The 23,102-nt window shown below is 66.0% G+C and carries 23 protein-coding genes and 1 tRNA gene; 5 read left to right on the forward strand and 19 right to left on the reverse strand.

The window, feature by feature from the left end; genetic code table 11:
- Positions 1 to 51 precede the first annotated feature (51 nt).
- Complete coding sequence (locus NKJ78_RS14760; protein ID WP_023685169.1) at positions 52 to 336, reverse strand: PilZ domain-containing protein; 285 nt, start codon at positions 334 to 336, stop codon at positions 52 to 54.
- A 169-nt stretch (positions 337 to 505) separates the two neighbouring features.
- The gene (locus NKJ78_RS14765) at positions 506 to 1,099 is read right to left on the reverse strand and encodes a BA14K family protein (RefSeq protein ID WP_352460273.1); all 594 of its coding nucleotides are present in this window, start codon (positions 1,097 to 1,099) and stop codon (positions 506 to 508) included.
- Positions 1,100 to 1,256: 157 nt separating this feature from the next.
- Between NKJ78_RS14765 and NKJ78_RS14770 the strand changes: the two genes are divergently transcribed.
- A complete protein-coding gene (locus NKJ78_RS14770) occupies positions 1,257 to 2,369 on the forward strand; it encodes an endonuclease/exonuclease/phosphatase family protein (RefSeq protein WP_023706152.1) in 1,113 nt (370 codons plus the stop codon).
- Between the two features lie 5 nt (positions 2,370 to 2,374).
- Complete coding sequence (locus NKJ78_RS14775; protein WP_023668380.1) at positions 2,375 to 3,094, forward strand: NUDIX hydrolase; 720 nt, start codon at positions 2,375 to 2,377, stop codon at positions 3,092 to 3,094.
- Here NKJ78_RS14775 and NKJ78_RS14780 read toward each other — a convergent pair.
- From NKJ78_RS14780 to NKJ78_RS14795, 4 genes are all read right to left on the reverse strand, one after another.
- On the reverse strand, positions 3,091 to 3,333 hold the full coding sequence (locus NKJ78_RS14780) for a hypothetical protein (protein ID WP_023690325.1): 243 nt from the start codon (positions 3,331 to 3,333) through the stop codon (positions 3,091 to 3,093). The genes NKJ78_RS14775 and NKJ78_RS14780 overlap by 4 nt on opposite strands.
- Before the next feature lie 129 nt (positions 3,334 to 3,462).
- The gene (locus NKJ78_RS14785) at positions 3,463 to 4,680 is read right to left on the reverse strand and encodes an ABC transporter permease (protein WP_023685173.1); all 1,218 of its coding nucleotides are present in this window, start codon (positions 4,678 to 4,680) and stop codon (positions 3,463 to 3,465) included.
- Positions 4,677 to 5,381: an ABC transporter ATP-binding protein gene (locus NKJ78_RS14790; protein ID WP_352562492.1), complete on the reverse strand. Its 705-nt coding sequence runs from the start codon at positions 5,379 to 5,381 to the stop codon at positions 4,677 to 4,679. The genes NKJ78_RS14785 and NKJ78_RS14790 overlap by 4 nt, the downstream gene beginning before the upstream one ends.
- Before the next feature lie 4 nt (positions 5,382 to 5,385).
- Positions 5,386 to 6,672: an efflux RND transporter periplasmic adaptor subunit gene (locus NKJ78_RS14795; RefSeq protein ID WP_023685175.1), complete on the reverse strand. Its 1,287-nt coding sequence runs from the start codon at positions 6,670 to 6,672 to the stop codon at positions 5,386 to 5,388.
- 113 nt (positions 6,673 to 6,785) lie between these two features.
- Between NKJ78_RS14795 and NKJ78_RS14800 the strand changes: the two genes are divergently transcribed.
- Positions 6,786 to 7,694, forward strand: coding sequence for a PhzF family phenazine biosynthesis protein (locus NKJ78_RS14800; RefSeq protein WP_023685176.1), 909 nt, complete (start codon positions 6,786 to 6,788; stop codon positions 7,692 to 7,694).
- Positions 7,695 to 7,800: 106 nt separating this feature from the next.
- A tRNA-Lys gene (locus tag NKJ78_RS14805) sits at positions 7,801 to 7,876 on the forward strand.
- 169 nt (positions 7,877 to 8,045) lie between these two features.
- Here NKJ78_RS14805 and NKJ78_RS14810 read toward each other — a convergent pair.
- The 8 genes from NKJ78_RS14810 to NKJ78_RS14845 form a co-directional block, all read right to left on the reverse strand.
- Positions 8,046 to 8,318, reverse strand: a complete 273-nt coding sequence (locus NKJ78_RS14810) for a hypothetical protein (protein WP_155923538.1) — start codon at positions 8,316 to 8,318, stop codon at positions 8,046 to 8,048.
- 250 nt (positions 8,319 to 8,568) lie between these two features.
- Positions 8,569 to 9,579 (reverse strand): nicotinate-nucleotide--dimethylbenzimidazole phosphoribosyltransferase, encoded by a 1,011-nt coding sequence (gene cobT / locus NKJ78_RS14815; protein WP_023685178.1) that lies wholly within the window; start codon positions 9,577 to 9,579, stop codon positions 8,569 to 8,571.
- Between the two features lie 24 nt (positions 9,580 to 9,603).
- Entirely contained in the window at positions 9,604 to 10,371 is a 768-nt protein-coding gene (cobS, locus tag NKJ78_RS14820) for an adenosylcobinamide-GDP ribazoletransferase (RefSeq protein ID WP_031194701.1), read from the reverse strand.
- Entirely contained in the window at positions 10,368 to 11,681 is a 1,314-nt protein-coding gene (locus NKJ78_RS14825; RefSeq protein ID WP_023739152.1) for a cobyrinic acid a,c-diamide synthase CobB, read from the reverse strand. The genes cobS and NKJ78_RS14825 overlap by 4 nt, the downstream gene beginning before the upstream one ends.
- The gene (gene cobA / locus NKJ78_RS14830; RefSeq protein ID WP_023685181.1) at positions 11,678 to 12,490 is read right to left on the reverse strand and encodes a uroporphyrinogen-III C-methyltransferase; all 813 of its coding nucleotides are present in this window, start codon (positions 12,488 to 12,490) and stop codon (positions 11,678 to 11,680) included. The genes NKJ78_RS14825 and cobA overlap by 4 nt, the downstream gene beginning before the upstream one ends.
- Positions 12,487 to 13,251 (reverse strand): precorrin-4 C(11)-methyltransferase, encoded by a 765-nt coding sequence (gene cobM / locus NKJ78_RS14835; protein ID WP_023685182.1) that lies wholly within the window; start codon positions 13,249 to 13,251, stop codon positions 12,487 to 12,489. Before cobM ends, cobA begins: the two co-directional genes overlap by 4 nt.
- Complete coding sequence (locus NKJ78_RS14840; RefSeq protein ID WP_023685183.1) at positions 13,248 to 13,634, reverse strand: cobalamin biosynthesis protein; 387 nt, start codon at positions 13,632 to 13,634, stop codon at positions 13,248 to 13,250. The genes cobM and NKJ78_RS14840 overlap by 4 nt, the downstream gene beginning before the upstream one ends.
- On the reverse strand, positions 13,631 to 14,857 hold the full coding sequence (locus NKJ78_RS14845; RefSeq protein WP_023685184.1) for a bifunctional cobalt-precorrin-7 (C(5))-methyltransferase/cobalt-precorrin-6B (C(15))-methyltransferase: 1,227 nt from the start codon (positions 14,855 to 14,857) through the stop codon (positions 13,631 to 13,633). The genes NKJ78_RS14840 and NKJ78_RS14845 overlap by 4 nt, the downstream gene beginning before the upstream one ends.
- Before the next feature lie 154 nt (positions 14,858 to 15,011).
- Here NKJ78_RS14845 and NKJ78_RS14850 point away from each other — a divergent pair, with 154 nt between their 5' ends.
- Positions 15,012 to 15,770, forward strand: a complete 759-nt coding sequence (locus NKJ78_RS14850; protein ID WP_031247073.1) for a cobalt-precorrin-6A reductase — start codon at positions 15,012 to 15,014, stop codon at positions 15,768 to 15,770.
- On the opposite strand, the gene NKJ78_RS14855 is transcribed toward NKJ78_RS14850, so the two are convergent.
- Genes NKJ78_RS14855 through cobN form a run of 5 tightly spaced genes read right to left on the reverse strand, consistent with a single transcriptional unit; the run spans position 15,734 to position 23,025 of the window.
- Positions 15,734 to 16,498 (reverse strand): precorrin-3B C(17)-methyltransferase, encoded by a 765-nt coding sequence (locus NKJ78_RS14855; protein WP_023685186.1) that lies wholly within the window; start codon positions 16,496 to 16,498, stop codon positions 15,734 to 15,736. The genes NKJ78_RS14850 and NKJ78_RS14855 overlap by 37 nt on opposite strands.
- Positions 16,495 to 17,268, reverse strand: coding sequence for a precorrin-2 C(20)-methyltransferase (locus tag NKJ78_RS14860; RefSeq protein ID WP_031204327.1), 774 nt, complete (start codon positions 17,266 to 17,268; stop codon positions 16,495 to 16,497). The genes NKJ78_RS14855 and NKJ78_RS14860 overlap by 4 nt, the downstream gene beginning before the upstream one ends.
- The gene (locus NKJ78_RS14865) at positions 17,265 to 17,897 is read right to left on the reverse strand and encodes a precorrin-8X methylmutase (RefSeq protein ID WP_023685188.1); all 633 of its coding nucleotides are present in this window, start codon (positions 17,895 to 17,897) and stop codon (positions 17,265 to 17,267) included. Before NKJ78_RS14865 ends, NKJ78_RS14860 begins: the two co-directional genes overlap by 4 nt.
- 2 nt (positions 17,898 to 17,899) lie before the next feature.
- Positions 17,900 to 19,366 (reverse strand): precorrin-3B synthase, encoded by a 1,467-nt coding sequence (gene cobG / locus NKJ78_RS14870; protein WP_352460275.1) that lies wholly within the window; start codon positions 19,364 to 19,366, stop codon positions 17,900 to 17,902.
- Complete coding sequence (gene cobN / locus NKJ78_RS14875; protein WP_352460276.1) at positions 19,363 to 23,025, reverse strand: cobaltochelatase subunit CobN; 3,663 nt, start codon at positions 23,023 to 23,025, stop codon at positions 19,363 to 19,365. Before cobN ends, cobG begins: the two co-directional genes overlap by 4 nt.
- Positions 23,026 to 23,102: the final 77 nt, after the last annotated feature.

Raw genomic sequence — 23,102 nt, forward strand, 5'->3', positions numbered from 1 at the left:
CCGGCGGAGCGATCCGCCGGCTCTTTCATGCCGGTTTATCGATCAGGACGCTCAGCCATAGTGCCAATGCGGCTTCGGCTCGGTGCCGGTGAACTCTACGCCGATGCGGTCGTCGCGGCGCCAGCGCACGATGGCCTTGTAGCCGATGCCGTCGACCGGCACATAGAGCAGGAACTCGTCCGGCACGCGCGCGTCAATAGACACTTTCAGCTCGGCGCCGCCGGCATGCATGTTGCGCACCGTGCACTTGACCTCGGAATTGGTGAGGCCGGTCAGAATCGTCGCGCCTTTCAGCACGCGCTGCCGGTGTTTGTTTCGCAATTCGTTGTCGGCCATGACGGCACGTCCTTCGCGACCGGATCGGCGCGATCGTCAGATGGGGCACGATATCACGGATAGGCTGAGCCGATAAACATATGGTTAGCGGTGACCGAGACCAGCCGTCTTTCCCAAATGAAAACGGCGCCGCGATGGGGCGGCGCCGTCGTGTATTGTCGTTTATAGTTCAGCTGTAGGGCGACCAGCATTGCTGGCGCGGGCCACCATAGGGCTGGAACGTGTTGTCCCAGGCCCGGTAGGACCGATAGCGGTCGTAGCACCACTGGACATGGGCGCTGGACAGACGCTGCGTGCGGTAATAGCGGCGGGGCGCCGGCTGCACGTAGTAGCCGTCATTGTAATAGCCGTTATTGTAGTAGCCGTTGTTGTAGATGCTGCCGAGGCCGAGACCCAGGCCGAGGCCGAGAACTGCTGCGGCGCCGGTGTCAAAATCACGGCCGCGATGGTGACGGTGATGGCGCCAGCGCCAGTTGTCGCCGCCGTTCCAGTTGCCGCCATTCCAGTTGCCGTTGTTCCAGTTGCCTGACCGGGCAAAGCGACGGCCGTCGTGGCGGCGCCACTGCCAATCGTTGAAGGAGCGGCGGTCATTGCCGCCAGCCCAGCTGTCGCGAACCGGTGTGATGTCAGACAATGCGGTGCTTGTCGGCACCGCCAGGTTTGGCTGCAGGATCGGGCCCGCGGCGGATGGCGCCGTGAGACCCGAAAAAAGACCGAGCGCTAACAGCCCGGATTTGACGGTGGACGAAAAGAGCGAGCTCATTGCACTCTCCAAGTGATACAGGCCCCACGCCCGGATACCCCAGGGAAGTGGCCTATTGATGGACCTTTGCGTCTGAACGGAGGATGAACGGAAAGGTTCCATCCGCCATGACGAGCAGCCCTTGTTTTCATGGGCGCTTGCAGGCAAAGGTCAGCCCATGTCGCTGCGCCTCGCCACTTTCAATGTCGAAAACCTGATGAACAGGTTCGATTTCTCGGGCTTCCGCAACCAGCTCAACGAAGACCGCACGCTGGCGCTTTTCGACATCCAGAGCGAAGCCGAATACCGGATGCTGGAGCAGGCGCGCGCCATCGCGCAGTCCGACGATACGCGCCAGTTGACCGCGCTCGCCATCGCCGCCACCCGCGCCGACATCATCTGCATGCAGGAGGTTGACAACATCGAGGCGCTGAAGGCGTTCGAGTATGGCTATCTCTTCAAGATGGTGGGCGAGGGTTACCGGCAGAAATACACCACCGCCGGCAATGATTCGCGCGGCATCGACGTTGCCCTGATGATGCGCAACGAGACAGCGCAAGGTCAGCCGATCGAATTCGTGCGCATGACCAGCCATGCCTATGTCACGTTCGAGCAGTTCGGATTGCACACGCCTGAACTCGAGGCGCTCGGCAACCTGGCCAATGAACGCATCTTCCGGCGCGATTGCCTGGAGGTCGACATCAAGGTCGGCGGCGTGCCGCTGACGCTTTACCTCGTCCATTTCAAATCGATGGGCTCGCCGCGCAATGGGCTCGACGGCCGCGAGGCGACGATGCCGGTGCGCATCGCCGAGGCGCAAGCCGTGCGCCGCATCATCGAGGAGCGCTTCGGCAAAGAGCACGCAGCCGATAAAAACTGGGCGATCTGCGGCGACATGAACGACTACCGCCAGCGGGTGAAGATCGAGGGCGACGCTATCGACGGCTACCGCTTCCAGGTGATCGACGAGAGCCAGTCCTGTATCGATGTGCTCACCGCCGGCGGCTTTTGCGAGAATGTCGTCGAGCGGCGGCCGGAGATGGACCGCTGGAGTTTCTACCACACGCGCGGGCCGAAGGAGCGGCATCTGTGCCAGCTCGACTACATCCTGCTGTCGAAAGGGCTGGCGGCGAAGAATGCGACGGCGGTTCCCGACATCATCCGCAACGGCCAGCCCTGGCGCACCATCTTTCCGGCGGGACAGGCGGTGGAGCGCTTTCCGCGCGCCGGCTGGGACCGGCCGAAGGCGTCGGACCATTGTCCCGTCGCAATTACCCTGGACATGGCTTGAGCACGGTGAGCTTCGACCTGCCGCGCAACGTCATCCTGCCCGTCGACGAAATCGACGTCCGGCTCGACCCCGGCCCGCATCCGTTCGAGCGCGACAACGCGCAGGCGATCACTGACAACTGGCGGCGCGAGGTTACGGCCAATCCGGCGCTGTTCGACGGCACGGTGGTGCTGCTCTCAGCGCTCGCCTGGCGCGACAACCGGATCGTCGGGCGTTGTCACGCGGTGAAGTACTCTACCTTCCTGCTGTGGCGAAAGAACCGGCAGGGGACGGGCGCCGAGCATGCCTATGGTCACGCCATGCTGGTCGCCGGCGACAACGCCCTGGTGGCGATCCGCATGGGCGCGCACACGGTCCCGGCCGGCAGTGTCTACTTCGCTGCCGGCTCGTTCGAGCCGATCGATTTTCGCGATGGCCGCGTCGATGTCGATTTCAACATGATCCGTGAAGTGCGCGAGGAGACCGGGCTTGACCTGACAGGCGCTGCGCGCGGCAAGCGCTACCATGCGCTGTCGACTTCGACCGGCACGGTCCTCTTCCGCCGCTACCACGTCGATGCGCCGGCCGACGAGATTGCGCGGCGCATCGGCGCCTTCGTCGCGACCGAGACCGAGCCGGAGATCGAGGGGCCGGTGATCATCCGCCACGCCGCCGACCTGCCGGAAGGGCTGGCACCGCATATGAAGCCGCTGGTCGAGTGGCATTTTGGCGGTGGCGGGGGCTAACGGCGCGGATTGTTCTGCGCCGCCTTGCGGTCGTTGCGGGCGGCGACGAGGAACAGGATAACGCCGATGCCCAGCAATCCACCCATGACCATGCCCATCGTCTGGCCGACGACTGCTTGAAAATCGGCGGTGACACGATCGGGATTGGCCATGCCGTAGCGGGCGAGATACCACCAAAGTCCTGCAAGGGCGCCTTCGATGATCACCATCGTCAGAATCAGCCGCGCCTTCTTGCTCATTGCCACTCCTTGACCAGATGCTTTGCTCTAAAATTAGCATCGCAGACCGGACGACAACAAGTATTGCCGATGTCGACAAGCACCCATCCTTGTGGATAGCGGTTGGTTGCGGTGGAGCTGATCTGGCGCTTATTCGTGGCGCAGCGCGTCGATCGGGTCGAGCCTGGCGCCGCGCAGCGCCGGGAAGAAGCCGAACACCATGCCGATCAGCGCCGAAAAACCGACGGCGAGCAGGATGACCGCCGGGCTCGGCGCAAACGGTATGGCCAGCGTTGCCGAGGCGAGGCCGGCCAGCGCCAGGCCGATCAGGATACCGATAATGCCGCCGAGCAGCGACAGCACCGTCGCCTCGACCAGGAACTGGATGAGGATGTGCTTTTCATGCGCGCCGATGGCGAGCCTGATGCCGATCTCGCGGGTGCGCTCAGTGACCGAGACCAGCATGATGTTCATGATCCCGATGCCGCCGACCAGCAGGCTGACGCCCGCGACGGCGCCCAGCATGCCGGTCATGGTGGTGGTGGCGCTGGCCATGGCGTCGGCGATCTGGGTCATGTCGCGGATCGAGAAATCGTCTTCGCGGTCCGGCGTGATGCGGCGGGTGTCGCGCAAAATGTCCTCGACTCGCGGCTGCAATTCGGTGGTCGGGGTGCGGTCGTCGGCGGCGACGTAGATGTTGTCGATGTCGCGGTTGCCGGCGATGCGGCGCTGATAGGCGGCAAGCGGCATCAAGACGACATTGTCCTGGTCCTGGCCGAAGCCGGTATAGCCCTTGGGTTCGAGCAGGCCGATGATCTTGCACGAGGTGCGGTTGACGCGGATGATCTCGCCCTCGGGTTCGCCGGCGCCGAAGAATTGCTGGCGCACCGTTTCGCCGATCAGGCAGACGCCGGTGCCGGAGCGTGTTTCCGAATCCGAGAACGGGCGGCCCGACACCAGCTTCCAGTCGCGGGCGTCGAGATAGGCGCTGTCGGTGCCGGTGACGCCCGAGGTCAGGCTCTCGGTGCCGAAAATGACGCGGACTTGTTTCTGCGACGCCGGCGCAATGGCGCGCGCTCCGGTCAGGTGGGCTACGAGGGCGGCTACATCCTTGTCGGCCAGAGGCCGTACCGCCTGGTCGAGCCCGCCTGGTCCGCCGGTGCCTGCCGGGCGGCCGGAACGGACGACGAGCAGGTTCGAGCCGAGCTTGGCGATGTCCGACTTGACCTTGGCCGTGGTGCCCGAACCGATGGTCAGCATGGCGATGACGGCGGCGACACCGATGACGATGCCGAGCAGCGTCAGGAACGAGCGCAGCACATTGCGGCGGATGGAGCGCAGAGAGAGGCGGACGGTTTCCCAGATCATGACGCCAACTCCGACTTGGCCGTGTCGGACGCGACGTGGCCGTCGAGGAAGCGGATGGTGCGCTCGGCATAATCGGCGACATCGGCCTCGTGGGTGACCATGGCGATGGTCAAGCCGAGCTCCCGGTTCAGCCGCGTCAACAACTCCATGATCTCATGCGTGCGGGCGGTGTCGAGATTGCCGGTCGGCTCGTCGGCGACGAGCAGCGTAGGCCTGGTGACGATGGCGCGCGCGATCGCCACGCGCTGCTGCTGGCCGCCGGAGAGTTCGGCCGGCGTGTGGTGTTCGCGCCCGACCAGGCCGACCTCCGCCAGCGCCTGCATGGCAAGATCGCGGCGCTCGCGGGCCGGCGCGCCGCGATAGATCAGCGGCAGCTCGACATTTTCCGCCGCCGTGGTGCGCGGCAACAGATTGTAACCCTGGAAGACGAAGCCGATATAGAGATTGCGCAGAAGCGCCCGGCGGATGCGGTCGAGCCGCCCGGCGTCGATGCCCATGAAGGAGTAGGTTCCGGCCGTCGGCGTGTCGAGGCAACCGATGATGTTCATCGCGGTCGATTTGCCCGAACCGGACGGGCCCATGATGGCGACGAATTCGCCACGCTGGATGGCGAGGTCGACGCCGGCCAGCGCATGGACCTTGGCTTCGCCCTGGCCATAGCTCTTCCAGACCGTGTCGAAACCGATGAGGCCCGCGGCCATGGCGTCAGCTCCGCAGCTGCGAGGTCGTGATAACCTCTGCACCTGCATCCAGCCCGGAGGTGATCTCGGTCAGTTCGCCGTCGGTGGAGCCGATCTTCACGTTGACCGGGTGCGGCCGGCCGTTCTCCAGCACATAGAGCGTGCGTGAGCCGTCGGTGGGCGCCTTCACCGGCTGGCGGCGGTTGCCGCCACGGCCCATGCGGCCGGTGAACAGATCGCTGAGGCTCCACGCGCGGGCAGCAGGTGCCGATGGCCGATAGCGAAACGCTGTTGAAGGCACGGTGAGCACGCTCTTGGCCTGCCTGGTGACGACCGAAACCGTGGCGGTCATGCCGGGCCGCAGCAAAAGCTCGTTATTGTTGACTTCCAACCGTGCATTGTAGGTGACGACGCCGTCGGTGGTGACCGAGGCGTAGGAGATGTCGCGGATCTCGGCGTCGAACGGCCGCTCGGGAAAGGCATCGACGGTGAAGCGTGCATGCTGGCCTGGTTTGACCGCGCCGATATCGGCCTCGTCGACCGCCGCCACCAATTCCATGTTCCTCAAATCGGCGGCGATGATGAACAGAACCGGCGCCTGCAGCGAGGAGGCGACCGTCTGGCCGGGGTCGACGGAACGCGTCAAGACGATGCCGTCGATCGGCGCATAGATGGTGCTCTTGGCAAGGTCGGTCTGCTGCGCCTTGAGATCGGCCTGGGCGATGGCGAGATTGGCCTGCGCACTATCGAGCGCCGCCTTGGAGCGGTCGCGCGTGGCAGTCGCCGCCTCGAGCGACTGATCGGTCGCCATGCCACGCCTGGTCAGTTCGGCCGCGCGGGTGAGGGCGCTTTCGTTCTCCTTCAGGGTTACCGTGGCGTCCTCGACATTGGCGGCAGCGGCCTTGGCCGAGGCTTCGGCGCGTTCGATCTGGACCTCGAGTTTCACCGTGTCGAGCGTCCCCAGCACGTCGCCCTTCTTGACCTGCTGGTTCTCTTCGGCCGAGACCGAGCGGATGATACCGGACAGCTCGCTTGAAATGTCGACCTGGGTGAGGGGCTGCAGCGTGCCGGTCGCCGAAACCGCGACGGTGAGGTCGGCAATGGTAGCCGGCGTGGTGGTGTAGTCGATCTTGGCCGGGGAGCCGGCAAACCACTGGTAGCCAGCCAACCCGGCGGCAAGTGCGATCAGCGCCAGCAGCGCGTAAAGCCAGCCCCGGCGGCGCGTCTTGCGCACACCACTCTGGTCAAGCCCAAGCGCCGCCTCGATGGCGGAATCCGATTCCGTCTTTGGCAGATTGACAAGCTGGTCCACGCCGGACCCCTATGAAAGCGTAATGTCCCTAGTTGTGCACAGATCAGGCTTGGTGGTTCGAATATCAAATTAAATTTCGGCCATGTTCGGATTGAGGCGGAAGGTTTTTCAAGATGCAGACCCGCAATTACTTGCTCTACGATGTGTTTACGACGGAGCGGCTGGCCGGCAATCCGCTGGCTGTCGTGCTCGACAGCCAAGGGCTGGATACAGCCGCCATGCAGGCCATTGCGCGCGAGTTCAACCTGTCCGAATCGGTCTTCGTACTGCCGCCGGACAATCCAAAACATCGCAACCGCATCCGCATTTTCACGCCCGACTATGAGATGCCGTTCGCCGGACATCCGACAGTTGGCGCCGCGATCGCGCTGGCCGAACTGACAGGCGAGGGCGAAGCCGGCATCTTCGTGCTGGAGGAGAATATCGGCCCGGTGCGCTGCGCCGTCAGCCGGCACGATGGCGCCACCTTTGCCGAGTTCGACCTGGCGAAGCTGCCGGAGCCGCTGAAGCTCGATGCCGACCCGGAGGCGATCGGCGCCGCCCTCGGGCTGGCGCCGCACGAGATCGGCTTCGAGAATCACCTGGTGTCGTTCTGGTCGGCAGGCGTGCCTTACGTCACCATTCCGGTTGCCAATCTGGAGGCTGCCGGCCGGATCAAGCTCGACAACCAGGCCTGGTCGGAACTGGCGCCGCGCAAGAGCGAATGGGCCTTCGCCAGCCCGTATGTCTATTGCCGCCAGACGGTGAACCATGACAGCGCTTTCCATGTCCGCATGATCGTGCCGGGCACGCCGTCCTATGAAGACCCGGCGACCGGGTCGGCGGCGGCGGCCTTTGCCGGCGCCATCATGCATTTCGATGCGCCCACCGACGGCATTTCGCAGCTGTGGATCGAGCAGGGGCTGGAGATGGGCCGCCCGTCACGTATCCGCTTGGAACTCACTGTCGAAGGCGGAAAACTGGCCTCCGCGCGCATCGGCGGCCATGCCATCAAGGTGGCGGAAGGCAGGCTGTTCGTGTGACCGCCTGCGGCAGTTCAGCGATTTGTCGGGAAATGATTCCGGCAGGGCTGGACAGGACCGGTATCGGCGGCTATATGCCCGCCAACGCCGGTTTTACCGGTCGAGTGGGTGCGTAGCTCAGTTGGTAGAGCAGCTGACTCTTAATCAGCGGGTCCACAGTTCAATCCTGTGCGCACCCACCAAATTTCTAGAAGAGTTGGTGGAAGACCTTGGAATGCCGGACGCGTTGACGCGCCTCGACATGCTGGGGCAGGTTTGCCTTAAACTCGGCGGCCGGTAAGCCGGTGCGCTATTTGGCGAAGGAGTGAAGGCCGCGCTGGATTAAGAAAAGCCCGGAAGCCGAAGCCGCCATCAATTAAAGCCAGTTTGAAACCACGGACTGGTGTCATACCCTAAGCGCGGATTATAATGATCCAGGAAGTTTTCGGCCCTATTTGACGGTCGCGCAACCACGGTGCCTGTCGATTTGCAATCCGGTTTCGCGGTCGGCTTGCTGCCAGCCTTCTTATGAGCTGTAGAACACGAGGTTGTAGCCTGAGCGGTGGCCACCTTTTTCTTCTCTTTCGCAGCAGCTGCTCCGGTAGCGGCCAATACTATTGCTACGCCAAAGACAACGAGTTTCATTGAAAACGCCCTCACCCTGCCCAATCCGTAATGATTGCGCCTGGTCACCGTTACGTCAATCACATTTTGTCGGCAACGGCGGCGAATAGTGCCAGTAAAAAGAGCCCACCACAGAAGCAGCGGGCCAACCCCCAGGTGGGGAATCTTTCAGCGGCCGTGCTGTTCGAGCCACCAGCCCGGAATGCCAGTGATCGGCCCGACGATGGTCAGTGAAGGTTCGGGCCGGCGCCCTCCCGTCAAATCGCTCTAGCTACTTCTCCGAAACACCAGCCTCGGCAAAGCTCGCCATGCCCGTGTGGCACTCCAGCGCCGAGCGGACGATGTTGACGGCTAGGCAGGCGCCGGAGCCTTCGCCGAGCCGCATGCCGAGGTCGAGTAGCGGCGGCAGGCCGAGCACTTCGAGCAGGCGGCGGTGGCCGGATTCGGCCGAGACATGGGCGGCGATGGTGTGGGCGAGGCCAGACGGGTGCAGCCGCGCCAAGGGCGCTGCCGCCGCCGTGCAGACGAAGCCATCGAGCAGCACCGGGACATTGTTGCGGCGGGCGGCGAGCGTGGCGCCGAAGGTGGCGGCGAGTTCTCGTCCGCCAAGGGCGGCGGCGATCTTCAGCGGGTCGGACAGCGCGTCGGCATGGCGCTTGAGGCCGGATTCAATGGCGATGACCTTGCGCTTCAGCCCGGCATCGTCGACGCCGGTGCCGCGCCCGGTCCATTTTTCAGCGCCGCCGCCGAACAGGGCGGTCGAGATGGCGGCCGCCGGCGTGGTGTTGCCGATGCCCATCTCGCCGAAACAGACGAGGTCCAGGTCTTTCGTCACCGCGTCATAGCCAGCCGAGACGGCGGCGAGGAAGTTTTTTTCGTCCATTGCCGGCACGTCAGTGAAGTCGCCGGTCGGATGATCGAGATCGAGCGGGATGACGTCGAGTTCCGCGCCGGCGATGCGGGCAAGCTGGTTGATGGCGGCGCCGCCGCCGGCGAAATTCGCCACCATCTGCACCGTCACTTCCGAGGGAAAGGCTGAAACGCCTTGCGCCGTCACACCGTGGTTGCCGGCGAACACGAAGACTTTGACGCGGTCGAGTTTCGGCATGTCGCGACCCTGCCAGCGCCCCAGCCAGGCGGCGAGAGTTTCCAGCCGGCCCAGGCTGCCTTGAGGCTTGGTCAGCGTGTCCTGGCGGCGGGCGACGGCGTTGGCGGCGGTATCGCTGCCGGCAGGCAGATCGAGACAGGCGGCGCGCAGTTCGTCGAATGATTTGAATGGCATGGGGAAGGAATCTCCGGGGAAGAATCAGGACAGGGAAACGGAAGCGACGAGCAGGACAGTGATCTCGCCCAGCTGCTGCAGGGCGCCGATCGTGTCACCGGTGTGGCCGCCAATCTGGTTGAGGCAGAGCGCGCGCAAGGCGCTGAACACGAGAGCGAGCAGGATCAGTGCGGCAAAGGCGCCGCCGAGCCCCAGAGTCAGAAGCGGGATGGCCCCGAGCACGGCGCCGAGAACAGCTGTCTGGGTCGAGACGGTCCCGGCGCCGGCAGACAGGCCGTCACTGCGCGCCGCCGGCGCCAGATGCATGAACGCGCCGAGCAGGCCTCGCGAGGCGGCATGGGCGGCGATCAGCGCGAAGAGAACGCTTGTCGGATCGGCCAGTTGCGACAGCGCGCTCCAGCGAATGAGCATCGACAGGCCAAGCGCCGAAGCGCCATAGGCGCCGATACGGCTGTCGCGCATGATCTCGAGTTTTTTATCGCGCGTCTTGCCGCCGCCAAAGCCATCTGCGACATCCGACAGCCCATCCTCATGCAGGCAGCCGGTGGCGAGCAGGGTTGCTGCAAGCGCAAGTGCGGCCGCCGGCCCAGCGGCGAGACCGAGCTTTACCCCGATGGCGTAGACGACGGCGCCGACCAAAGCGACCGCGAGGCCGGCGGCAGGCGCCGCCCAGATCGCATCGGCCAGGCTGCGGCCACGAAAGTCGAAGACCGGCAGCGGCAGCCGGGTGAAGAAGACGAGGCAAAGCGCGACGTCGTCGAGCGCTTGCCGGGGTGAGGGCACGGCGGTCATGCACTCCTCGCAATGGCGTGGAAGAAGGTGCCGCTGACAAGGCCGCGGCGATAGCCGGAGGCGCCGAGCGGATTGCCCTGGCCATCGGCTAGGTCGGCCAGCGGCTCGTCATTGCCGGTGGCGATCATCTGCGCATAGTGGAATTCATGGCCACGGATCAGCGCGCCTTGCGGCCCCAGCGGACAGGCGGCGCGCAGGCGTGCCTCGCGGTAGCCGAGGTTCATCTTGCGCTTGGCAAAGCTGGTGGAATGGCCGAGCAGGCCAAGCATGGCGTGCGTCTCGCCGGCCGCGTCCTCCAGCGCTTCGCCCAGCACCATGAAGCCGCCGCACTCGCCATGGATGGGTTTGGTCTCGGCAAACCTTGCCATGCCAGCTCGGAAATTGGTCGCCGCCGCGAGGCGGCCGGCGTGAAGCTCGGGATAGCCGCCGGGCAGCCAGCAGACATCGCAATCCTGCGCCGGTGCTTCGTCGGCGAGCGGCGAGAACGGCACGATCTCGGCGCCGGCCTGACGCCAGTGGGCGGCAACGTGCGGATAGAGGAAGGTGAAAGCGGCATCTTCGGCGAGTGCGATGCGCTGGCCGGGCGGCTGCAAGGCATTTTCGAAACTGCCCGGTGACGGCGAAAACGGCGCGGCCAGCGCCATGATGGCGTCAAGGTCGAGGGATTTCTCGACCATGTCGGCGAGGCGGTCGAGATGCGTCATCAGGTCGGCATATTCGCCGGCTTGGACGAGGCCGAGATGGCGCTCCGGCAAATTGAGCGTGGGATCGCGCAGGATGGCGCCGACGACCGGCAGGCCGAGCGCTTCGATCGCCTCGCTGCACAGCTTGCGGTGGCGCTCGCTGCCGAGGCGGTTGAGCACGATTCCGGCCATGCGCACATCGGGATCATAGGTGGCAAAGCCCTTGGCGACGGCGGCCGCCGTCGTCGACTGTCCCGAGACGTCGAGCACCAAAAGCACCGGCAGGTGGTAGAGCCGCGCCAGATCGGCGGCCGAGCCGGTGCGGCCTTGTCCGGCCGGGATGCCGTCGAACAGGCCCATGGCGCTTTCGAGGAAGATAAAATCGGCGTCCTCGGTGGCATTGCCGGCCAACGCGTTGAGCAGGTCAGGCGACATCGCCCAGCTGTCCAGGTTGACGCCGGACAGGCCGGTGGCGGCGGTATGAAAACCCGGATCGATATAGTCGGGGCCGGACTTGGCGCCGCGCACCTTGATGCCGCGCCGGGCGAGTGCGCGCAAAATGCCGATGGTGACGCTGGTCTTGCCGGAGCCGGAACGCGGCGCGCCGATGATGATGGCGCGGGTCATGCGTTACCCGCCAGTGCCGCGCGCATGGCGACGATGCCGCCGACGACAATGAGGGCCGGCGAGGCCAATTCCGCCGCGGCGGCCGCTTCGGAAATGGTGGCGAGTGTCGCGACGACGGTCCGCTCCTGCGGTGTCGTCGCCGAAACGACGACAGCCGCCGGCGTCGACGGCGCCAGCCCGCCTTCGAGCAGCGACGCGGCGATAACAGGCAGATTGGCCATGCCCATATAGATGACCACCGGCTGGCCGGTGCGGGCGATCGCGCCCCAGTCGAGATCGTCATCTGTGCCGGCGGCATGACCTGTCGCCAGGATGATCGCCTTGTTGATGCCGCGCATGGTTGCGGGAATGCCGGTGGCGGCCAGCGCGCTCAGCCCCGATGTCAGGCCGGGCATGACGCGGAAAGGGATTTTTTCGCGCGCCAGCGCCAGCGCCTCTTCGCCGCCGCGGCCGAAAATATAGGGATCGCCGCCCTTCAGCCGGACGACGCGGCGGCCCTCGCGTGCCAGCCGCACCAGCAAAGCGGTGATATCGTCCTGCCTCATGGACGGTTTGCCGCCGCGTTTTCCTGCAAAGAACAGCTGGGCATTGTCCGCAACGGCGACAACGTCAGAGGAGACCAGCGCGTCATAGACCACAGCGTCGGCCTCGGCCAATGCCGCCAGCACTTCCAGCGTCAGGCAGCCGGGATCGCCGGGGCCGGCGCCGGCCAGCCAGACATGGCCCGGCTCAAGCCGGCGCGGCTTGAAGTTCAGCCGGGCAAGGGCCTGTTCGAGCGTGGTGTTTTCGCTTTTGGTCTTGCCGCTCACAATCCGTCCCGTCCCCGGAAACGCCGCTGGTAGTGGGCGTCGTACAATGAACTCTCGCCAAAACCTTCCGCTGCCAGCGAGCGGCCGACGAAGATGATCGCCGTGCGCTCCATCGGGTCGGCGGCGAGCAGTGCCTCGATCGTGGCGAGCGTGCCGGTCAGCACGTGCTCGTCCGGCCATGAAGCGCGAAAGACGATCGCCACCGGGCAATCGCCGCCATAATGCGGCGACAATTCGGCGACGACTCGGTCGATGGCGTGGATGGCGAGATGAATGGCCAGTGTGGCGCCGGTGCGGCCGAAGCCGGCCAGCGTTTCGCCCGGCGGCATTTTCGAGGCGCGGCCGGAGACGCGGGTCAGCACCAGGCTTTGCGCCACCTCGGGAATGGTCAGTTCGCGGCGAAGGGCTGCGGCTGCGGCGGCGAAAGAGGGAACGCCCGGCGTCAGCGTGTAAGGAATGCCGTGTTTTTCCAGCCGGCGGATCTGCTCGGCCACGGCGCTCCACACCGAGAGGTCGCCGGAATGCAGGCGGGCGACATCGTGGCCGGCCTGGTGGGCTGTCACATATTCGACCTCGATTTCGTCGAGTGACATCGGCGCCGTATCGATCAGTTTGGTCCCCGGTGCGCAGTGTTGCAGCAATTCCGGCGCGACGATCGAGCCGGCATGCAGACAGACCGGGCAGCTTGCCAGCAGCTTGGCGCCGCGCAGTGTGATGAGGTCGGCGGCGCCGGGACCGGCGCCGATGAAATGCACGGTCATGGCGCGTCTCCGCTGATGGCGATGGCGCAGGTGACCGGGCCGAGCACGGTGCGTGGACCAAGCAGCTTTGCACCGGGGCCGGCAACGGTAAGGGCGGAGGCTTCTGAGACGGAGGGTGTGCCGGCGAGATCCTGCGAGAGATCGGATTTGCTGAGTGCCTCCGACGAGACGGCCTGAAGTGCTGCGTCATCAACGATGATGACGGGAAGGTTGAGCGTGCGGCCAGCGGCAGAGATCGCTTCTTCGTCTTTCTTGAGCGCGGCGGTCGCCAAGGCCGACAGCGCCGTTATCGCCAGCCCGTGCGCTTCGAGGGCGGTTTCGATCGCCGCGAGCACGTCTTCGACGCTCACGCCCTTCCGGCTGCCGATGCCCGCCACCATCATGGCTTCACCCAGCTCCACTGGGTGACCGGCATGGCCGGGCGCCAGGCCTGCATCGAACCGACAGGAGAAGCGCGGGAAATGGTGATGCGGGTAAGGTCGCCGCCGCGCTTGATGTGCTCCGCGAGAAGCAGCGCCTCCATCTCCAGCGTCACCGCATTGGCAACGAGACGGCCACGGGATGGCAGCGCCTTGATGGCGGCGTTCAGTACGCCGGCGTCGCTGCCACCTCCGCCGATGAAGATCGCATCCGGCGTGTCCAGCCCGGCCAGTGCCTTGGGCGCCGACCCTTCCACCACGACAAGACCGGGCACGCCGCAATGCGCGGCGTTGCGGACGATGCGGGCGGCGCGGTCGCTGTTGGCCTCGATGGCGATGGCGCGCATCGAGGGGTGAGCGAGCATCCATTCGATGCCGATGGAGCCGGAACCGGCGCCGATGTCCCACAGCAATTCGCCACGCCTCGGCGCCAGCGCCGCAAGCGTGATGGCGCGGATGTCGTGCTTGGTGATCTGGCCGTCGTGCTCGAACAGATGGTCGGCGCGGCCAACGGTCAGCGGCAGGATGCGGGCCTCTTGTGTCGATTCAAGCTCAAGCGCCAGCACGTTGAGCGGATTGATGTCTCTGAGATCGAAAGCGTCGGCACGTGCCGAGCGAAGCTTCTCGTTCGGTCCGCCCAGCGCTTCCAGAACGGTCAGCCGCGAACCGCCGAAGTCGAGCTCTACAAGCAGGCGCGCTATTGTCGCTGGTGCGTCGCCGTCCGATGTCAGCGCCAGGATGCGCGCCCTGGGATGCAGCAGCGGCCGGATCAGGTCGAGCGGCCTTCCATGCAGCGAGATCGTCTCGATGTCCTGCAACGCCCAGCCGAGCCGGGCGGCAGCCAGCGAAATCGCCGATGGCGCGGGGATGACATGCATCTCTTCAGGCTTGACCTTGCGGGCAAGGGTGGCGCCGACCCCGTGGAAGAATGGATCACCGGAGGCGAGCACGCAGACGCGCCGGCCGGCCAGCGCCAGCACGTCTGCCATGCCGGCATCGAATGGCACCGGCCATGGGCGCTGCTCACCCTTGATGAGCGAAGCCACCAGCGCCAGATGCCGCTTGCCGCCGAAGACGGTCTCGGCGTCAGCGATCTGCCGCTTGGCCTCGTCGCCGAGACTCGCTAAACCGTCCTCGCCGATGCCGACGATTGTAAGCCATTTTGGCGTGGGCTGTTTTTTTGACATGTCGCGGCGCCCCTCATCCGCCTGCCGGCACCTTCTCCCCGTGTAGTGACGGGGAGAAGGGAGACGCTCCGGCGCTGACGCCTCCCTCTCCCCGTTCTTCAGGGGGAGAGGGTAGGGGTGAGGGGCAGCGCAGACGCTGTTCAACATGGTGCTCATGAAGAAGATTCTGATCCTTGGCGGCACGACAGAAGCGCGCCAATTGGCCGGAAAACTGGTGGAAGATTTCCTCGTCACTCTGTCGCTGGCCGGCCGTACCGAAAGCCCGGTCGCGCAAGGCGTGCCGGTGCGCAGCGGCGGCTTTGGCGGCGCCGACGGGCTGGCGGCCTATCTCAAGGAGACGCGAACCGATCTGCTGATCGACGCGACGCATCCCTATGCCGCGCGAATTTCCGCCAATGCGGCGCAAGCCGCGCGCACTTCGGTTGTGCCGATCCTTGCTTTGCGCCGCCCTGGCTGGGAGCCAATAGATGGCGACCGCTGGACGCAGATCGATACGACAGGCGATGCGGTGCACGCGCTTGGGTCGCCGCCGCGCCGTGCCTTCCTGGCGCTCGGCCGGCAGGAGGTCGCGGCTTTCGAGGCGGCGCCGCAGCATCATTACCTTGTCCGCAGCGTCGATCCGGTCGAGCCGAAACTGGCGGTGCCTGATGCGACCTACCTGCTGGCGCGTGGGCCGTTTCGCGAGGCGGATGAACGCGCGCTGCTCGAGGAGCACCGCATCGATGTCGTCGTATCCAAGAACAGCGGCGGCGAGGCCACCTACGGCAAGATCGCGGCGGCGCGGGCGCTCGGTATCGAGGTGGTGATGGTGCGCAGGCCCATCCTGCCGGAGGTGCCGTCGGCCGAAACTGTCGAAGCATTGGCCGCGATGATCGATCATGGTCTCGACCCCGTCGCGGAACGCGGTGTGTAGACCAGCGCCGGTTTGTCACCGCGCTTGATGATCCTTGTCTCCGGCGAGCCGATGATGATGCAGGTCGCCATGTCGGCCCTTTCCGCCTCGACATCGGCCAACAGAAAAACCTCGATGCGCTCGTCCGGGCGGCCGGCGGCGCGGCCGAAGATGACCGGCGTGGTGCCGGGCAGGATGGCGCGCAGGCATTCGAAGGCACGGCCGAGCTGCCAAGGGCGCGCCTTGCTGATCGGATTGTAGAGCGCGATGACGAAGCCGGCGCCGGCGGCAGCGAGCAGGCGCAGTTCGATCAGCTCCCACGGTTTGAGATTGTCGGATAGCGAGATGGCGCAGAAATCATGGCCGAGCGGGGCGCCGATGCGGGCGGCGACAGCCAGCATCGCAGTGATGCCCGGCACGACGGCGACATCGACCGCGCGCCACTCGGCCGGACCGGCCTCGATCGCCTCACAGACCGCGGCGGCCATGGCAAAGACGCCGGGATCGCCGCCGGAAACGACGGCGACGTCATGGCCCTCGGCGGCCTTGACCAGCGCGTCCTTGGAGCGGGCGAGTTCCTCGCGATTATCCGAGGCGACGCGGGTCTGGTCCGGGCGCAGCTCCAGCCGGTCGAGATAAGGCTTGTAGCCATAGAAGAACTTTGCCTCGGCGACGGCGCGGCTGGCTTGCGGCGTCACCTGATCGGCATTGCCGGGCCCAAGGCCGATGACGGTGAGGCGGCCGCTCATGGCTTGGCTCCCATAACGCCAGGCCGGCCGGACCAGCCGGCGACCAGCACGATGGCGAAATAGGGGGCCTTGTCGTCCGGCTTGTCGGCAAGCTTCATCGAGATGCTGCCGGCCATGGTGCCGCGCTCGACATAAACGGCGCGGGCGAGCTTGCCGGTGGCCTCCAGCGCCCGCCTGATCTTGGGCAGATTGCGGCCGACCTTCATGATGACGGCGGCATCCGTGTCGGCGAGACGGCGCGTCAGCTCGAACTCGCTCATCGTGCCGGGCAAAACCGTCAGGACATCGTCGCCCTGGACGATCGGCACGCCGGTCTGCGACCAGCAGCCGGACATGGCGGTGACGCCGGGGATGACCTCGGTCTGGAAGCGATGGGCGAGGCGGACATGCAGGTGCATGTAGGAGCCGTAGAACAGCGGGTCGCCTTCGGAGAGCACGGCGACCATGCGGCCGGCTTCGAGGTGTTCTGCGACCTTCTCGGCCGACTCCTCGTAGAAATCGGTGATCTGCGAACGGTAGTCGTCGTGATCCTTGTCGATCTCGGTGGTGACGGGGTAGAGCAGGGGCAGTTCCAGCATATCCGGCCGGAAACGCGCCTCGACGATGGCGCGCGCATTGCTGTTGTTGCCGCGCTTGGCGAAATAGGCGACGACATCGGCCTCGGCCAGAACGCGCGCGGCCTTCAGCGTCAGCAGCTCGGGGTCGCCAGGCCCCGTGCCGACGCCGACAAGACGGCCTTTTGCCAGATCTTCTTTGACGGCTGCGTTCACAGGCCGGGCCTCGCCAGCGAATTGAGGGCGGCTGCAGTCATGGCGCTGCCGCCAAGCCTGCCGCGCACGATGGCGTAGGGTACGCCATAGGAATTCTCGGCCAGCGCATCCTTGGATTCGGCGGCACCGACGAAGCCGACCGGCATGCCGATGATGGCTGCCGGCTTCGGCGCGCCGTCGCGCAGCTTTTCCAGGAGATAGAACAGTGCCGTCGGCGCATTGCCTATGGCGACCACCGAACCGGCCATGCGCTCGCCCCAGAGGTCGATCGCGGCGGCCGAGCGGGTGTTGCCGATCTCCTTGGCGATGTCGTGCGTGCGCGGGTCGCGCAAGGTGCAGATCACCTCATTGCCGGCCGGCAGCCTGGCGCGGGTGACGCCATGCGAGACCATTTCGGCATCGCAGAAGATCGGCGCGCCGGCCGCCAAGGCGCTGCGGGCGGCGGCGACGAAATCGCTGGAGAAAACAAAATGACTTGATGCTTCGACCTGGCCGCAGGCATGGATCATGCGGATGGCGACATCGGCCTCGGCTTCCGAAAAGCGCGACAGATCGGCCTCGGCGCGGATGATGGCGAAGGAGCGCTCATAGATGGCGTTGCCGTCATGGATGTAGTCGTAGGCGGCCATGCTTATTCCTGTCGGTAGCTTTCGGCGATTGCCGCCGGCCCGAGCCTTGTCAGGCAAGCGGCGGCGGTTTCGCCCTGAAATCGTGCGCTGCGGACCATCGCCGCGACGCGACTGACGCCGCGTGCGGCGTCATAGCCCGGCCTGTAGCCCGCAGGAAGGGCCTTTGCCGTCGCGTTCACGACAAGTCCGGCTCCGTTTTCGCCGCCGACCAATGTCAGCGCCGCCGGACCGGGGTGCGCGCAGCCCTTGGCGCAGCCGGAAATGTGCAGTGTGAAGTCGAGACTATCGGTCATTTCGGCGGCGATTGTCTCGGCGATGTCGCGCGTGGCGATGCGGCCGGAGGCACACGCAGGGGTGCCGGGGCAGGCGGCGATGCGGGTGCGCGGGTCGGCGGCGGTGGTGACGAAGCCGAGCGCGGTGGCGGTGGCTTGCAGGAGGTGGTTTGCGGACGATGGTTGGCCGAGGAAAAGCAAGGCGCGGCCGGGGGCGAGGCGGATTTCGGCGGTGCCGAGGTTCGACGCTCGGCTGGCAAGGTCGATAAGGTTTTGCGCTGGCATGCTGCCGAAGGGCAGGCCGATGCCGAGGGTGTGGCCGGTGTTCAAGTCGAAGATGCCAATCGGCGAGCGAGAGCGCTCTACGGCGCCCCCCTCTGTCCTGCCGGACATCTCCCCCTCAAGGGGGGAGATCAGCAGGGTCGCCGCCGGCTCTCCACCGTCGACGCTGAAAATCGGCGAAATCGCCCGTGACGGCGCAATCTCCCCCCTTGAGGGGGAGATGTCCGGCAGGACAGAGGGGGGCGCGAAGGAATGCCAGCTTGCGAGAGAGGCCAATTGCCTCTCCGACAAATCCCGAGAATGTGCGTCACGCCCCTTCTCGGCAACCATCCTCAGCACAGCAACCGCAATATCGCGCGCTGCATCCTCATCGGCCGTCGCAAGCGGCCTCGCGCTTTGACCGTCGCCGGCAACAGACAAAGCCCACATAACGTTACCGCCCACCCGCACCGCCTTCAGCCTGACATCGGCCGTCACCGCATCCATCGTCAACTGCCCGCCGCCGTCGACAACCACCGAAACCTTCGGTCCCAGCCTTGCCGTCAGCCCAGCCTCCTCAACCGCCATCCTGATCCGCTCAGCCAAAGCTCGCGGATCGGCAATCTCCCGCGGATCGATGCCGGCCAGCGGCCCGGTCTCGACCGGCACGCCGGTACGCACTGCAATCCCCAGTGCATCGACCTCCGCCGCCAACAGCACCGCACTTTCCGCTGTCAGCCCGCGTATCTGCAGGCTGCCTCGTGCGGTCACTTCCATGATGCCGTTGCCGTGCTTCAAGGCGGATTCGCAGAGTCCGATCAGCGACCTGGGGGAAAGCCCTCCCGCAACCGGGTTGAGCCGCACCAGCAGGCCATCGCCGGTCTGCATCGGCGCCGAGAGAGCCGGACAGGCGCCGCGGCGCGAGAAGGCGTTCATGCCGCGACCCCGAGCCACTCGGCCTCGGCGATGAGGGCCGCGAGATCATCGTCTATCGAGTTGCGCAGGGGATGCCAGAGACCGCGCCGCCGTGCCGACAGGAAGCGTTCTGCGATGACTTTGGCTGCGGCCGGGTTTTCGCGCAGGATGAAAGCGCGAACGTTGGCGTCGCCGACATAGGCGTCATGTACAGCCTCGATCAGCGCGCCTGAAATGGCGTGGGTGGTTTCGGCGAAACCGATGAGACGGTCGACGGTCTCGGCGAATTCCGAGGCGCCGCGCGGGCCGTGCCGCATCTGGCCGGCGATGAAACGCGCATTGACGGCTCGCGCCCGCACAACCCGCGACACAGCCTCGCCGACCGAGCGCGGCTTCGGCTTTTGCGGGTCGGTGGTGTCGAGCACGATCACGTCGGCATTGCGGCCCAGTGCCGCCAGCGCCGCCGAAAAGCCGCCGATGAAGGCGACGTCGGCGGAGCCCTCGAGAATGTCGCGGCCGGGATCGTCGCCGGTGTGGACGAGCAGATCGGCCTCGGCGATGCGGGTCTCGAAAGCGCCGGGGGAGGCAATGCCTTCGCCCTCGGCGCCGCCATAGGCATGCGATGTCGCATCGAGATAGGCGCGGCCGATTTCTTCGCGCGCGGCCCAGTCGCCACTCGACAACAGGTCCTCGACGCCGGCTCCATAGGTGCCGGGCGAGGTGCCGAAGATGCGCGGGCCGATCTTGCCATCGGCACGGGTTCTGGCGGCGAGCGGGTTTTCCGAATCGTCCTCGTCGCGCGCGGCAACGGCGTTGGCAGCGGCGTCGATCAGCGCGATCTGGGTCGGGAACATGTCGCGGAACAGACCCGAAATCCGCCAGGTGACATCGACGCGCGGGCGACCGAGCGTGGCCGGCGGCAGCACTTCGATGCCGGTGATGCGGCCGGTGGCCGAATCCCATTGCGGCCGGCAGCCCATCAGCGCCAGGCCTTGCGCGATCTCCTCGCCGCCGGTGCGCAGCGAGGCCGAGCCCCAGAGGTCGATGACCAGCGAGCGCGGCCAGTCGCCATGCGACTGCATATAGCCGCGCACGACTTCTTCTGCCGCCGCCTTTCCCAGATCGTAGGCGGTCGGCGTCGGCATGGTGCGCGGGTCGGAGGTGAACAGGTTGCGGCCGGTAGGCAGCACGTCGGAGCGGCCACGCGCCGGTGCGCCCGCCGGACCCGCCTTGATGTGACGGCCGTCGAGCGCGGCAAGAAGTGCTGCTTTCTCGGCCTCCGCGCTTTGCACGCGCATGGCGTCGGGCTCGTCGTCGGGAGCGCGGCCATAGATGTGCAGGCCGTCCTTGATGGCGAAATCCTTGAGGTCGCAGAGCCAGGCGTCGATGCGGCGCAGCGCCTCGTCGGGCGCATCGGTTCCGGCGACGCCGGCTTCGGAGGCGAAGCCGGTCTTTTGCGCCGTGTCGACGATCAGTTTTGCCAGGCGGTCGCGGCGACGGCGGTCGAGGCCGTCGGCCTGGGCATATTCGTCGACGAGGCGTTCGAGCTTGTGCTGCCCTTCGTCGAGGCCGGCACCGGTCAGCGGCGGCGGCAGATGGCCAAGCGTGACGGCGGCGATACGCCGCTTCGCCTGCGCCGCTTCGCCGGGATTGGAGACGATGAAGGGGTAGATGACGGGCAACGAGCCGGTGACGATCTCGGGGAAGCAGTTTTGTGAGAGCGCTACCGTCTTGCCGGGCAGCCATTCCAGCGTGCCATGAGCGCCGACATGGATGAGAGCATGGATGCGGAGCGCTTTGCGCAGCCACAGGCCGAAGGCCAGCAGATCGTGGCGCGGCGGCAGCGTCGGGTCGTGGTAATCGGCGCGCCGGTCGGCCGAGCGGCCACGGTCGGGGGCGAGAGCGACAGTGATGTTGCCGAAGGTGGCGGCGCGGAAGGGGAAGCCGCTCTTACCCTCCCCCTTGTGGGGAGGGTGGCCCGCAGGGCCGGGTGGGGGTGGTGCACCGCTACCCCCACCCCGTTTCGCGCCATCCGCTTCGCGAATGTCGCGAACCGACCCTCCCCACAAGCGGGAGGGTGAAGGGGCGCCCCATGCCGCCTCGACTGCAGCCAGTGCGTCAGCCGGCAAATCCTTTGAGAAGTCCAGATACTCCTCCAACCCCAGCCCATCGCCTCTCCGCTCCAACGCGTCCAGCAACTCACGCGGCGTTTGCGGAATCCCTTCAACCCGATAGCCCTGCTCCTTCAGGTCATGCAGCATGGCCAGCACGCTGGACGGCACATCCAGGCCCACTGCATAGCCAGTGCGGCCGGGCGCGCTCGGATAGTCCGGAATGAGGATCGCCAACTTACGCGTCGCGCGGGGCGTCTGCTGCAACCGTGTGAACGCCGCTAGCCTGTCCGCCACTTGCGCCACGCGATCCGGTTCCGGGCGGTTGGCGAAGGCGCGGTGGCCGAGCGCCGGGTCGGTCTCGCTCTCGCCCTTGAAGGAAATCGCGCCGGCAAGGATACGGCCGTCGAGTTCGGGCAGCACGACATGCATGGCGAGGTCGGCGGGCGCCAGGCCGCGCTGGTTGTTGTCCCAGACGTCGCGGCGGGTGGTGGCGACGATGACCTGGAAGACCGGCACGCCGGCGCGGTCGAACAGGGTTTGGACGCCGGGTTCGGCGCCGGATGCGAAGGCGGTTGCGGTGATGATGGCGGCGGGGTTGAGCGAGGCGAGCGCGGTCTCGACGAAGGCCAGCGACGTCGGGTCCTTCAGGCTGGAGACGAAGATCGGGACCGGTCTCATGCCGCGCTGGCGGAGTGCATCAAAAAGCGCGTCGATGGGGGCGACGTCGGCAGCCAGCAGCATCGAGCGGTAGAAGAGGATGGGGACGATGGGGTTATCAGCGTGGAGTTCTGTCACACCCCCCTCTGTCCTGCCGGACATCTCCCCCTCAAGGGGGGAGATTGAGCTGTCGTCGACGGTTTCGCCAATCTTAGATGACCCAGACAGCTTCCTGTTCAACGGGGCCGAAGAGGAGCCGGCTTTGGTGACGGCTGATCTCCCCCCTTGAGGGGGAGATGTCCGGTAGGACAGAGGGGGGTGTGACGGAACGCCGACATCGGCAAATTCGACCACGCCGCAGCAAGGCTCATAAAACCCGGCTTTCGGCACGCTGACCGGCTCAGCCGCCGCCACATCGGACCCAGCCAACCCCGCTAGCCGCTGCATCAGCGCTGTCATATTCTCCGGCCCGCCCTCGCGGAAATAACCAAGCAGGACGTCCAGATCCTCGCGCGGCAGCGTCGAGGCTTCGATCAGCCTGAGATCCTCGTCGTGGCTTTCACCAGGCAGCAGCGCCAGCTTGATGCCGTTCGCACGGGCAGTCGCGGCAAGCTGGTCGCAGCCATAGCGCCACCAGTCGTAGCCGCCGAGGATGCGCACCAAAATCACCTTGGCGTAGCGAGCGACGCTGTCGATCCAGAGGTCCACGGACATGGGATGGCGCAGGTCGCGCAGCGCCGCTAGCCGCATTGACGGCAGGCGGGCAGCATCGGCCTTCCAGCCCGCCGCGAGGCCGGCGAGGTCGCTGTCGGTGAAGGACAGCGCCACGATATCCGCCGGCGTCTGCCGGAGATCAACTGGCTCGGCGAGATCGTCGAGCGACGCGGATGTGGTGGTGAGTATGTGCATCGCGGCTTAGCGCGTTTCACCGTTTCACGGAAACGGCGAGCCGCTCTATCTCCTTGTTTTTACGCAATTCCTCTGGG

The organism is Mesorhizobium sp. M0037 (assembly GCF_040323635.1).
Lineage (GTDB): Bacteria > Pseudomonadota > Alphaproteobacteria > Rhizobiales > Rhizobiaceae > Mesorhizobium.

Bases quoted from the DNA above. Each gene is read 5' to 3' on its own strand.
- NKJ78_RS14790 (WP_352562492.1), bottom strand. From the start codon at position 5,381: ATGGCCGCGGGCCTCATCGGTTTCGACACGGTCTGGAAGAGCTATGGC.
- NKJ78_RS14855 (WP_023685186.1), bottom strand. From the start codon at position 16,498: ATGAGCGGCCGCCTCACCGTCATCGGCCTTGGGCCCGGCAATGCCGAT.
- NKJ78_RS14760 (WP_023685169.1), bottom strand. From the start codon at position 336: ATGGCCGACAACGAATTGCGAAACAAACACCGGCAGCGCGTGCTGAAA.
- NKJ78_RS14800 (WP_023685176.1), top strand. From the start codon at position 6,786: ATGCAGACCCGCAATTACTTGCTCTACGATGTGTTTACGACGGAGCGG.
- cobT (WP_023685178.1), bottom strand. From the start codon at position 9,579: ATGCCATTCAAATCATTCGACGAACTGCGCGCCGCCTGTCTCGATCTG.
- NKJ78_RS14825 (WP_023739152.1), bottom strand. From the start codon at position 11,681: ATGACCCGCGCCATCATCATCGGCGCGCCGCGTTCCGGCTCCGGCAAG.
- cobN (WP_352460276.1), bottom strand. From the start codon at position 23,025: ATGCACATACTCACCACCACATCCGCGTCGCTCGACGATCTCGCCGAG.
- cobG (WP_352460275.1), bottom strand. From the start codon at position 19,366: ATGAACGCCTTCTCGCGCCGCGGCGCCTGTCCGGCTCTCTCGGCGCCG.
- NKJ78_RS14810 (WP_155923538.1), bottom strand. From the start codon at position 8,318: ATGAAACTCGTTGTCTTTGGCGTAGCAATAGTATTGGCCGCTACCGGA.
- NKJ78_RS14765 (WP_352460273.1), bottom strand. From the start codon at position 1,099: ATGAGCTCGCTCTTTTCGTCCACCGTCAAATCCGGGCTGTTAGCGCTC.
- NKJ78_RS14770 (WP_023706152.1), top strand. From the start codon at position 1,257: ATGTCGCTGCGCCTCGCCACTTTCAATGTCGAAAACCTGATGAACAGG.
- NKJ78_RS14785 (WP_023685173.1), bottom strand. From the start codon at position 4,680: ATGATCTGGGAAACCGTCCGCCTCTCTCTGCGCTCCATCCGCCGCAAT.
- NKJ78_RS14845 (WP_023685184.1), bottom strand. From the start codon at position 14,857: ATGTCAAAAAAACAGCCCACGCCAAAATGGCTTACAATCGTCGGCATC.
- NKJ78_RS14865 (WP_023685188.1), bottom strand. From the start codon at position 17,897: ATGGCCGCCTACGACTACATCCATGACGGCAACGCCATCTATGAGCGC.
- NKJ78_RS14840 (WP_023685183.1), bottom strand. From the start codon at position 13,634: ATGATGGTGGCGGGCATCGGCAGCCGGAAGGGCGTGAGCGTCGAAGAC.
- NKJ78_RS14850 (WP_031247073.1), top strand. From the start codon at position 15,012: ATGAAGAAGATTCTGATCCTTGGCGGCACGACAGAAGCGCGCCAATTG.
- cobM (WP_023685182.1), bottom strand. From the start codon at position 13,251: ATGACCGTGCATTTCATCGGCGCCGGTCCCGGCGCCGCCGACCTCATC.
- NKJ78_RS14780 (WP_023690325.1), bottom strand. From the start codon at position 3,333: ATGAGCAAGAAGGCGCGGCTGATTCTGACGATGGTGATCATCGAAGGC.
- cobS (WP_031194701.1), bottom strand. From the start codon at position 10,371: ATGACCGCCGTGCCCTCACCCCGGCAAGCGCTCGACGACGTCGCGCTT.